The sequence below is a fragment of the Verminephrobacter aporrectodeae subsp. tuberculatae At4 genome (assembly GCF_000193225.1).
GTDB classification, from domain to species: domain Bacteria; phylum Pseudomonadota; class Gammaproteobacteria; order Burkholderiales; family Burkholderiaceae_C; genus Acidovorax; species Acidovorax aporrectodeae.
Window position 1 is genome coordinate 1 of the sequence record NZ_AFAL01000384.1, and the last position, 10,441, is coordinate 10,441.

Annotated in this window: 11 protein-coding genes and 2 pseudogenes; 1 reads left to right on the forward strand and 12 read right to left on the reverse strand. The window is 55.5% G+C overall.

Annotated elements, in window-relative coordinates; genetic code table 11:
* The 11 genes and pseudogenes from VTU_RS26730 to VTU_RS0109925 form a co-directional block, all read right to left on the reverse strand.
* Positions 1-432 (reverse strand): annotated as a pseudogene (locus tag VTU_RS26730) (type IV secretory system conjugative DNA transfer family protein); the annotation flags it as partial.
* A complete protein-coding gene (gene virB11 / locus VTU_RS0109890; RefSeq protein WP_040892635.1) occupies positions 398-1,423 on the reverse strand; it encodes a P-type DNA transfer ATPase VirB11 in 1,026 nt (341 codons plus the stop codon). The pseudogene VTU_RS26730 and the gene virB11, both read right to left, overlap by 35 nt.
* Complete coding sequence (gene virB10, locus VTU_RS0109895) at positions 1,420-2,736, reverse strand: type IV secretion system protein VirB10 (protein ID WP_010103739.1); 1,317 nt, start codon at positions 2,734-2,736, stop codon at positions 1,420-1,422. The genes virB11 and virB10 overlap by 4 nt, the downstream gene beginning before the upstream one ends.
* Complete coding sequence (virB9, locus tag VTU_RS0109900) at positions 2,736-3,560, reverse strand: P-type conjugative transfer protein VirB9 (RefSeq protein WP_010103740.1); 825 nt, start codon at positions 3,558-3,560, stop codon at positions 2,736-2,738. The genes virB10 and virB9 overlap by 1 nt, the downstream gene beginning before the upstream one ends.
* 10 nt (positions 3,561-3,570) lie before the next feature.
* The gene (locus VTU_RS26735; protein ID WP_010103742.1) at positions 3,571-4,350 is read right to left on the reverse strand and encodes a VirB8 family type IV secretion system protein; all 780 of its coding nucleotides are present in this window, start codon (positions 4,348-4,350) and stop codon (positions 3,571-3,573) included.
* Positions 4,347-4,700 (reverse strand): hypothetical protein, encoded by a 354-nt coding sequence (locus VTU_RS0109905; RefSeq protein ID WP_010103743.1) that lies wholly within the window; start codon positions 4,698-4,700, stop codon positions 4,347-4,349. Before VTU_RS0109905 ends, VTU_RS26735 begins: the two co-directional genes overlap by 4 nt.
* Before the next feature lie 200 nt (positions 4,701-4,900).
* Positions 4,901-5,977 (reverse strand): TrbL/VirB6 family protein, encoded by a 1,077-nt coding sequence (locus tag VTU_RS0109910; RefSeq protein ID WP_040892634.1) that lies wholly within the window; start codon positions 5,975-5,977, stop codon positions 4,901-4,903.
* A gap of 3 nt (positions 5,978-5,980) precedes the next feature.
* Positions 5,981-6,229: a hypothetical protein gene (locus tag VTU_RS31355; RefSeq protein WP_201766123.1), complete on the reverse strand. Its 249-nt coding sequence runs from the start codon at positions 6,227-6,229 to the stop codon at positions 5,981-5,983.
* Between the two features lie 4 nt (positions 6,230-6,233).
* A complete protein-coding gene (locus tag VTU_RS31360; protein WP_081479773.1) occupies positions 6,234-6,482 on the reverse strand; it encodes a hypothetical protein in 249 nt (82 codons plus the stop codon).
* A 53-nt stretch (positions 6,483-6,535) separates the two neighbouring features.
* Positions 6,536-7,216, reverse strand: a complete 681-nt coding sequence (gene virB5 / locus VTU_RS0109920) for a P-type DNA transfer protein VirB5 (RefSeq protein WP_010103745.1) — start codon at positions 7,214-7,216, stop codon at positions 6,536-6,538.
* Positions 7,213-8,034, reverse strand: coding sequence for a TraG/VirB4 family ATPase (locus VTU_RS0109925; protein WP_029554266.1), 822 nt, complete (start codon positions 8,032-8,034; stop codon positions 7,213-7,215). Before VTU_RS0109925 ends, virB5 begins: the two co-directional genes overlap by 4 nt.
* Before the next feature lie 106 nt (positions 8,035-8,140).
* On the opposite strand from VTU_RS0109925, the pseudogene VTU_RS26740 reads away from it, so the two are divergent.
* A pseudogene (locus VTU_RS26740) lies at positions 8,141-9,486 on the forward strand (IS4 family transposase).
* 55 nt (positions 9,487-9,541) lie between these two features.
* Here the strand turns inward: VTU_RS26740 and aroC are convergent.
* A partial coding sequence (gene aroC, locus VTU_RS26745; RefSeq protein WP_010103750.1) for a chorismate synthase occupies positions 9,542-10,441 on the reverse strand: 900 nt, incomplete at its 5' end.

Genomic DNA, 10,441 nt, shown 5'->3' on the forward strand with positions numbered 1-10,441 from the left:
GCCGCTTCGTGTCGGGGCCGAAATGATGGCGTGCTGTTGGCCCTCAAACATGAGGTAGCGTCCCCCCATTTGGCCAACGATGATGCCCTTCTCGCCAAATAGGCCAGCTTTCTTGATCTCACTTCTCTTGGCGAAACGGGCGTCACCGAAAAGGCTTCTTTTCGCGGGCGCGAAAAAGAGGAATCCAGGTGCCAGCAGGATAACGAGCGAAATGCCACCAGCGATATACAGCCACTTTTGCACCCGTTGTTCCGCTCCGTAGTGATACCAGTATTGGTACATCGTGAGCGGTGTCGCATCCTCGAACCTGTGATCGAAAGCCATCATGAAGATACCTCCGGCCAGGTAAGCCCACAGACTGATAGCGACAAGCACGAGCGCCGTAATCAGACCTGCTTTAGCCCAATTGTTGTCGCTTATATTCTGGATCATAGTAGATCTCTCGTAGCTTGCGCTGGTGATAGAAAAGAATAACGTCCAGCGTGGTGAAAAGCCGATGCTTTATATAGACCGTGTCCAAATGCGCGCCAGTGTGGCTGTCCTTGATTAGCGCCGTCAATTGCTCGAATGCTTCATAGGCCCCATTGGCGTGCATCGTGGAGATAGAACCAGGGTGTCCGGTGTTGACCGACTTGATGAACTCCCAGGATTCATCGCCGCGCAACTCGGCCAACAAGATGCGGTCGGGCTTCATCCGCAGGCATGATGCCAAGGCTTGCTTCGGAGTGACTCTCGCGCCGCCTTCGTCCTCGCGCGCGTAGTACAGATGCACCTTATTTTTATGTTGGTGCAAGAAAAGTTCATGCACGTCTTCAATCGTGATAAGCCGTTCTTCGCCAGGAATGCTGCGAATCAGGCTTTTCGTGACAGTGGTTTTTCCCGATCCGGTCTTTCCGACAATCAGGATGTTCCGATGCTTGCGAACCGCCAGATCGAGAAATTCTCTGATACGCTTTTCTTGCTTGAGTTTCAATAACTCATGCTCGAAAGGCTGCAACACATCGGCCACATCCGTGAATTCTTCAAATGCTCCTTCAGCATCCAGTTCATCGAGCGTTTTGTCGATCATGGACGGCTTGCGAATCGTGATTGAAACAGTGTGAGCTTCGCAGGCTGGTGGGATGATGACCTGCACACGCTCCCCATTGGGAAGCGTAGCAGACAGCACGGGCTTTTCTGCGGAAATGGCCTTGCCGTTGAAACTGGCGATCAGAGTCGCCAACTGACGGCAGTGGCTAAAAGACAGCGTTGGTACTTCGTGGCGCTTCCAGCCTTCGTGGCATTCTGTCCAGACTTCGCGCGGACGATTGATGCATACCTCCGTCAAACTCTCATCATCAAGAAACATCCGCAGAGGTTCCAGATATTCTGTGAGCATTTCCGATGACTGACCATCATCGTCATGTTTTTTAATATCAGTCACTGAGTCGTCCATGGTTTCACCAGCAGACCATAAACGCCAGAGAAATCCATATCTCTGGCAGCCATGACTTGAATGTGATCGCCTTGGTTTTTGATGAACGTCGGCGGAATACTTACGGTTGAGTCAAGAATTTTCTCCACGATCTTCTCGCCGCCCGTCGCTGCACTGCCAAAAACGTTCGTGGTGCCACCGCCTCCACCTCCGCCACCGCTGCGGTTGGCAATGATCGTCACGCTTTCCTTGATGAGGCTCATCAAAATCGCGGCACCAAAGCGCTCCATGAAATGGTTATCGACCCATCCTTCCATGCCAGAGCGCCCCAGGGCGTCGGCGCCTGGTGAGTTCAGAGAGACAATTACGCCGTTCGGGGTCTTGACCCGCGTCCAAAGAACGAAAAGCCGAGCTTGGCCTTGCTTGAGGTCGCCTTGGTACTCACCCACCAACTGCGAACCACGATCCAGCAAAAGCACATGACCGTTGTCTGAATAAACATCGCGGGTCAGGCGGCAAGTCGTAATGCCTGGCGTCGAGCTATCCAGAGCAGTTTCCAGGGCGCAATCCAGGCTTGTACCCTTGGTGATCAGGAAATTCCTGTCCGGCAGCATGGAGGCCGAAACGCCATTGGTAACCGTGGGTTCGAGTTTGGTTTTCAGATCATTGCTGGATTTCAGCTCATTGTTGGATGCCACGCCACTACGCTGACCGGTGAGTGCTGAAATGGCATTTTCCAATTGCACCGGGCTGGCTGCAGGTGGGGCCGTTGCGCCACCACTGTTCACCGGGCCGGCTGCAGCTGCAACTGGGGCCGTTGCGCCACCACTGTTCGTTTGGGTGTTCACCAACAACGTGCCACCCTTCTTCCGGTCAGTCCAATCTAACGGGGCCTTGCCGCTTCCAGGCTGTGCCCTATCCTGCAACGGGATCGGCTGTGCGGCGATCGCCGGAACCTGAGGTGGGGGCGGGGTCGCAGGAATCACAATCGGCGGCAGGTTGTTTGCAACTTGATCTTCCGTGCCACGTGTTTTCTTGGTCTTTGGGTCCTTATCGTCGTTGACGGCCACGATCATGGCGGCCGCCGCGCCGAGGATGAACACAAACCCCAGGATCGTCACCATCTTGTTGCCACCCTTGCGGCGGTTCACCGAGGGCAGGCCCTCGTTTTCATCCACCTCCGTGGCTGTGGTGGCCACTTTTTCGCGGGCGCGAAATTCATTCCTGCCTTGCTGCGCCTGCATGTTGGGCAAACCGTCCGCGTTTTCGTTTTCAACCGGCGCTTGGCTGTCCTTGCCTTTGGACTTGTCGAAGATATCCATCACTGCGCTCCCTTAATCACGCGCTCCACATCCGGAGAAACCGTGCCGGTGGTGTTGTCCATGCCACCATTCAGATCGAATGACCTGTTCACCACGGAAGCGACTGCACTGCCCTTGCGAAGAATCAGGCGGCGCACCAAGCGTTGAACCACGATGGTGTTGCTGTCAATGACATTGGTGTTGATCAATGCCTCGTTGCCTTGTTCATCAACCGAGTACACGGCTGGCATGTCCCGGTTGTTGCTGAAGGTCAGATAGATGAAACGGCCATCATCACGGGCCGCCGTGGGGCTGACTTCATCAGATCCTGCGACCCAATAATCGATGTTCTGGCCTTCCTTCGTGGCGTCCGAGAGCTTCGATTTAACTTCCATGATGCTGGCTTTCAATGCTTCAGTTTTGGCATTGATCAATTCCTCATCCGGGTAGCGGAACGCCAGGGAGAAAATCAGATTCGGATCGGACCAGGCGGTCGAGTCCTTGACCTGGCGTGGTTGGACGACCAAGGAGAAATGATAGGTTCTCTTGTCCGTTATTACGGTGACGTTGGTATCCGCGTGGGTTGCCTGTGGCTTGATGAATAGATGATTTCCGCGAGGAATCACCTTCCAGGCTTGATCGTCCCCGACGGCTACATCCTTGATGGTTTCGGATTTGCCAAACTGCACATGCGTGGAAACGCCGTAGAACGTGGAGAGTTTCACCACATTCATGGGGTTGTAATCGACTACGCGAACGCGCGGGTCATAGTCGCCTTTTGGGGGCGTGATTTCCGCTATCGCCAAGATCGGTACCAGCAGGCCAATTAAAAGCAGTTTCTTCATGTCTGGTCCCTTATTGCTTCAATGCAGGAACGGCCGGGGAAACCGTCACGCCAGGCGCAGACGTGGCAGGTACATCTGTCGGAGCAGCGGTCTGGGGGGTGGCATCGGGGGTAAGCGCATCAGGGTCATTTCGGTATTCCGTGACTTGGAATCCGAGCGGGTTGATTGCCCGGTCTTTTTCTGCCATGGGAGCCTTGGTGTATTTGAACGTGATCGTTGCAGCCCAATGTGTGACTTGCGGATTGTCGAGTCCACGTTCGATTTCTTTGGTGTAGCGAACCAAAGCCACATTTGGATTGATGAAGGACGTACTTTTGATGCGAGTCTTTACCTTCGCATAATGGCCATACACGTTCAGTGGGGACATCGGGTTTTTCGGATTGAACACTTGGTAATACTTTTGCTGTTCAAGCGAGCTCGACATGATGCCAACGTTATAATAGTAGTCTTCGGCTAAATCTTTGGAATAGCCTTCGCGATAGCGAACATACCACTGAGTAAAATACTTGTTTATGGCTTCGTCATAGTTCGTTTTGCCATCTGTCAAAGCTTCTACCACGTCAACAATGCCGGTGGAGTTATCCACGCGAATAACGTAAGGCGCCACCATTTTTAGCGGTGTCAATCCGGCCACAGCCAGGACAGCTACAAATGCAGTGACGCTCGCCGCTGTGGCAACGCGCCAGGCGAGTTTTTTTGATTTCTCGATTTCTCGAACCTTGTCTGTTTCCCAGGTACGGGCCTCCTTCAAGTAATTATCGAAATCCTCTTTTTCAACCTTTTTGTTCATTCTGCTACCCTCTGATTTGTGCTTGGTTGGGACTCGGTGTTGGATGTGCGGAAACGGACAAATGCTTGGTTCCCGCCTTGGTGCCGCGTGGTGCTCCACACCACATCGGCCACGTCGCCGCCTTGCTCGCCAATGGCGCGCAGAGCGTTTTCCAGCGTGGTGCCCTGCAGGTGTATGCGCACCAGCAGCGGTGACGGCCTGCCAAGCGAGGGCATGACGTCGATTTGGGGGGCCACTTCCTTGAGGGCGGGCAGCGCTCCAAGAATGTCGCCTTCATAGGTGAAGTCGAGGACATCTTTCTTGGCCGGGAGCACAGACCGATTGATGGGGCGGTATTCGCCTTCCGGCATGGGGGGTTTGGGGGGAGAGCCCGAGCACCCGGCCAGGAGGCAGGCTGTTAGAAATACGGTCGTGTAACGCATGAAAACTCCTTCTAGAAATGCTTAAATCGCGCAATCAATACATCGATATTTGCTATATCGATATATGTTATTTTGCTGACTAAAAGACATAGAAGGAGCAGTTTTCGCGTCCGCGAAAAACCATCCGTTCATTTGCTTTTCCCCTGCGAAACCCGGTTGCGTGAGCTTCCCGTGATCTTGCCGTAGACTGCCTTCGCAGCGCCTCCAACAGCTTTTCCGCCAGCGCGGACAGCCCGAGCATCCGCCCGAATGCCAGACCGGACCTTGTTCAACGCCCGGCGAATATTCGACGGACGCAGTGCGGCCAGTGAGGATGCGCCGCTCTTCGCCTTCCCGTAAGCCCAACTCACAGCGCCCAAGGTGCTCATCGCCACCCCACCGCCGAGCGCCGAGGCCACCGCCGGCATTTGCACCAAAACCAGCGTGCCAATGATCGAAAACACGATGGCGGGCAAGGCTTGGTCAAGATTCGGGTTAGCCACCACGCCATTGGCATCGGTCAAGTAGTGCATCAAAATATCCATGATGAGTTTGATGGTGGCTGCCGACAGCATCACCAAGAACACGTAGTTCAACGCTTGACCAAGCCAAGCGTCAAAGAAGCGCTTGGTCGGCTCGAAGATCGTCATGAGGATGAATAGCGGACCAACCCCGAGAACGACGGCCAGGCCCATTTTTGCCATAGCTAACAGGAATGCCCCGTAGGCCGTGGCAGCAACACCAGCAACCCAAATTGCATAGGCTATGAGCAGAAGACTGATATTAGGAATGCCATACGTTGTTTGGGCTTGCGCCTTTTTGTTGAATGCGTCCCCGAAGTCATACATTTTGGACATCAACGTATCCAGGTAAGCCGCATTCGATGTACCACTACCGCCACCAACATACGAAGCAAGGCTATCTGGTGAATTCCAGAGCATGTCGGAAAGAAATCCGTTGTAGTACCCTATTTGCAACGCCACTCCGGTAATTACGGCCAGACGGATAATACGCCCTATCCCGTCAGTTATCGGCTCCTGGATCACACCACGCATCATCGACCAGCCCCACAACATCACATATATCGTGACCAGTGTTGTGGCGACTGGTGTTATTGCTCCGATGATATTTGAAGCCGTATTGTTGACATATGTATTCAGCGCGTTGCTCAATTCGGTGAACATGCGCGAATAGAAACCAAATTGACTACCTTGACTCTCGGCCACACATCACCATCCTTTCGGCATCTCGCCTTTTGAATTGTTCATGCGCTCGACTTGTTTTACTTTCCTACAAGTTTTATTGAAATCTTCTCCTTGACAATATTTCATTATAAAATCATTTCTTTCGATTGGCTTGCCATCGGCATCGACCGGATTAGTTGGATCTTCGACACGCGGAACGCCGTCGCTATCGACATTGCTGCAAGCTGTCAGAAATGTCATCGACAAAACCATCAAACCAAAGACTTTTTTCATAAAATCACCATCCTTTTGGAAGCCCGCCTTTTGAGGAGTTCATGCGGTCGGCTTGTATTACTTTTCTACAAGTTTTATTGGAGTCTTCTCCTTGGCAATACTTCATTATGAAATCAATCCTTTTGATTGGCTTGCCGTCGGCATCGACCGGATTATTGGGATCTTCGACACGCGGAACACCATCGCTATCGACATTGCTGCAAGCCGTCAGGAAGATCGTCGCAGAAATCATCAAGCCAAAGATTTTTTTCATCACATTCTCCTTACGTTGTGAAGATGCCAAAGAGATTTGGCGCACGGTTTAAATTACCAACCAGCAGGCAAGCCACCTTTCGATGACTTCATTCTGAGCTCGATTATTTGCTGAGTGTGCAAATCGCGCTGCGCCGATGCCAGCATTTGCAGTGCTGTCAATTTGTTGGCTTCGTTTTGCAACATCACCTGTTCAACTTGGATTCTGGCTTGCAGGTCGGCAATATCTTTGGCCTCCGGTGCGGTGTTTATTCTGTCAAGCAGGACTTGAATGTCTGCAAACCGCTTGCTTGCCGCTTTGTAGCCTTCTTCCGCAGTGGCCCGGTTGATTGCGGCTTGTTTTGCCACAGCCTGGAAGGCTTGCACGGTATCGCTGTTGCCTGCCAGCGTGGTCGTGCTGATATCGAACTTCTTGGCCGCGTTGTAGATAGCCTCCCATTGGCCGACACCATTTTGCAGAATGGTTTTGTATTCTTCCGGGAGGTATTGTCTGGACGGTGGGTTGTTGACCAAGCTGCCCATGCCGCGGGTGCCATTCATACTCTCGTACTGCTGTTTCATTTGTTCAATTTGCTTTTTCATTTGTGCGGCCTGCTCCCCCCAGGCCGCCACCTGATGAACGGCTTGTGCCAAGTTGGCAGCGTCGATCACGGGAAGACCGGCTTGCGCCGAATTCCCGATGGCCAGTCCGAAGAACAGGGTGATCGCTCCAAAGAGTTTCTTAAATGCTTTCATGCAAGTGCTCCTTTGCGTATACGATGAAATTCAGGCAACCAAACTGCCGGGTCTTCGCCCAACTCCGCGACCAGCTTTTCAGCCAGCATTGACGTGGCCGTGTTGCCCGAGAGGACGGCCAATTCATCGTCAAAACCCCGAAGATCCAATTCTGCAACCACGCTGTTTTCACCTTGCTTGATGAGGAAGCGCCGCGATTTTTCGCCAAGCTCTCTGACGATCTGGAATTCACGCTCCGTCAGCTTGAATCCATTAACGTAGTCGTCATAATCAGCTTCCGGATTGGGCAAGAAAATCTTGGTTGCTGTCTGTCCAACGATGGCGTAGGCGATGGGTGAATTGAGAACCTGCTTGGGTGACTGCGTGAACATGACGAGAAATCCGTCTTGTTTCCGAATCGTCACCAGCTTGTTTTGCGCCAAGTCTTCAAATGCCGGGTCATCGAGCAGTTTCCAGAACTCATCAAGGAAGATCGGAATGCGCCGTCCGTCGATCATGCTTTCAATGCGGTGGAACAGGTACATGATCGTCGGGGTGCGCGTGGCGTCGTTGTCCAGGAACTCCGTCACGTCAAAGCCCACCATCGTGCAATTGTCCAAGCGAAGCGTGTCTTCGGTGTTGTCGAACAACCAGCCGAGTGACCCACCACGGCACCATTTTGACAGGCGCACATGCAGGCCGTTTTCGTCCGTGGGGTCAAGGAACTCCAACACCGAGGACAAGCGGCGCTTGGGCTTTGATGCGCCCATGACTCCCTTGATGGCTTCGCTGATTTCCCGTTCTTGGCGGGGCGTGACCGGCATGCCTTCGTGTTTCACGAGCTGTTTGACGAGTCTTTCAAGGAAGGTCAGGTTGTTGGCATCTCGTTATACACAAGTCCCTCTCGCATGAGTTATGCTACTTATTTCATAGCGAAAGCACACAATGAGTTGGACAGTCACGGAATTCAAGAGCATGAACCTGGGGGACCCCAGGCGCAAACAGCGTGCGATCCATCTGATCGAGAGCTTGAGTGCCAAGCCCACAGCCAGTATCCCCCAAGCCTGCGGTGATTGGGCCGACACACCAGTCGGAGCCTACCGCGCTTCTTTGGCAATGAGGAGGTCCAGTGTGGGAGAAGACATCCTGGCGCCGCACATCGAAAACTCGGTGGCCCGCATGGCGGCGCACGAGCATGTTTTGTGCATCCAGGACACCACCGAACTGAACTTCAATGGGCAAAAGGCCAAGGGGTTGGGGCCACTGAGCTACGAGGCCCAGCGCGGCATGTACCTGCACCCCACGTACGCCATCTCCACCTCGCGCGAGCCGCTGGGTGTGCTTGATGCGTGGATGTGGGCACGACAGCCGCGCCAGAGCGATGGTAGCCGTCCTGGCGTCAGCGAAAGCCTGCGCTGGATAGAGGGCTACGAACGACTGGCCGAGATGGCCCCGCAGTTGCCCAATACACGACTGGTCTACGTGGCCGACCGCGAGGCTGACATCATGGCCCTGATGGTGCGAGCACGTGACTTGGGCGAGCCAGTGGACTGGTTGCTGCGCAGCAAACACAACCGAGTTCTCGGAGAAGACGACAAACTGTGGAGCCGGGTGACGGCGGGTGATTCGCAGGGAGAGATTCGTTTCACCCTTGCCTCGCGCCAGGGGTCGCGCCCTCGTGAAGTGGTACAGCAAGTGTGGGCGCAAGCGCTGGAGTTGCCCGATGGCCACGGCGGGTTTGTGCAGGCCACATGCATCGTTGCCCGGGAGGAGCCGCTGGCGAATGGCGAAAAGCCCATCGAGTGGAGATTGCTGACGAACTTGCCCGTGGAGACCCTGGAGCAAGCCGCGCGGATGATCGACTGGTACCGGGCGCGCTGGGAGATCGAAATGTTCTTTCATGTGCTCAAGAACGGTTGCCGGATTGAAGCCTTGCAGTTGGGCAGTGTCAGCAAGATAGAACGCGCGGTGGTGCTGTACATGGTGGTGGCGTGGCGCATTGCCCGGCTGATGCGACTGGGGCGTAGCTGCCCGCAACTGGATGCGCAACTGATGTTCGAGCCCGACGAATGGAAAGCGGCATACATCCTGAACAAGCAAGAGTTGCCCAAGGAGCCGCCCACGCTCAACGAGGTGTGCGGCTGATTGCCAAGCTGGGGGGCTTTCTTGCGCGAAAGCGCGATGGTGAGCCCGGAGTCAAGACCATCTGGCTGGGAATGCAGCGCATTTTTGACTTTGCCGCTGGCATCAGGTTCTATCGGGAACTTCAGATTCAGGGGGCTTGTGTATAACGAAATGGGCCAGGGGCCCTCAGCTGCGCAAGCTGACCAAGAGAGGCAGGGCGGCTTACAGAAACGACGCCTGGATTGGCGGCCCTGGCGCCAGCACGTCGGCGCATTGGGCGCGGTGGCGCAGTGCATGGTCCATGAGCACCAGGGCCAGCAGCGCCTCTGCAATGGGCGCGGCGCGCAGGCCGACGCAGGGGTCGTGGCGCCCCTTGGTGACGACCTCGGTGCTCTTGCCATGGATGTCGATCGACGCGCGTGGGCTGGCGATGGAACTGGTGGGTTTGATGGCCAGGCTGACCTCCAGGTCCTGCCCGGTGCTGATGCCGCCGAGCACGCCGCCCGCGTTGTTGCTGCGAAAGCTCTCGGGGGTCAGGGAGTCGCCGTGCGTGCTGCCGCGTTGCGCGACGCTGGCAAAGCCCGCGCCGATCTCCACGCCCTTGACGGCGTTCAGGCCCATCATGGCGTAGGCGATGTCGGCGTCGAGCTTGTCGTAGAGCGGCTCGCCCAGGCCCACGGGAACGCCCGTGGCCTGCACGCGGATGCGCGCACCGCAGGAGTCGCCCGCCTTGCGCAGCGCGTCCATGTAGTCCTCGTAGCGCGCCACGTCGGCCACGGGGGCGAAGAAGGGGTTGGCGCGCACGTGCTCCCAACCCTCGAACGGGATGACGAGCTCGCCGAGTTGCGCCATGCAGGCGCGAAACCCGGTGCCGTAGCGCTGGGCCAGCCATTTCTTGGCCACCGCACCCGCGGCCACCGTGGGCGCCGTCAGGCGCGCCGAGGAGCGGCCGCCGCCGCGCGGGTCGCGAATGCCGTATTTGTGCCAGTAGCTGTAGTCGGCGTGGCCCGGGCGAAAGCTCTGGGCAATGTCGCTGTAGTCCTTGCTGCGCTGGTCGGTGTTGTGGATCAGCAGCGCAATCGGCGTTCCCGTGGTCTGGCCCTCGTAAACGCCGCTGAGGAT

What these genes read in the sequence shown, in the direction of transcription:
- virB5 (WP_010103745.1), bottom strand. Translation starts at nt 7,216, where the DNA reads ATGAAAGCATTTAAGAAACTCTTTGGAGCGATCACCCTGTTCTTCGGA.
- VTU_RS31355 (WP_201766123.1), bottom strand. Translation starts at nt 6,229, where the DNA reads ATGAAAAAAGTCTTTGGTTTGATGGTTTTGTCGATGACATTTCTGACA.
- VTU_RS31360 (WP_081479773.1), bottom strand. Translation starts at nt 6,482, where the DNA reads ATGAAAAAAATCTTTGGCTTGATGATTTCTGCGACGATCTTCCTGACG.
- VTU_RS0109905 (WP_010103743.1), bottom strand. Translation starts at nt 4,700, where the DNA reads ATGCCGGAAGGCGAATACCGCCCCATCAATCGGTCTGTGCTCCCGGCC.
- virB10 (WP_010103739.1), bottom strand. Translation starts at nt 2,736, where the DNA reads ATGGATATCTTCGACAAGTCCAAAGGCAAGGACAGCCAAGCGCCGGTT.
- virB9 (WP_010103740.1), bottom strand. Translation starts at nt 3,560, where the DNA reads ATGAAGAAACTGCTTTTAATTGGCCTGCTGGTACCGATCTTGGCGATA.
- VTU_RS26735 (WP_010103742.1), bottom strand. Translation starts at nt 4,350, where the DNA reads ATGAACAAAAAGGTTGAAAAAGAGGATTTCGATAATTACTTGAAGGAG.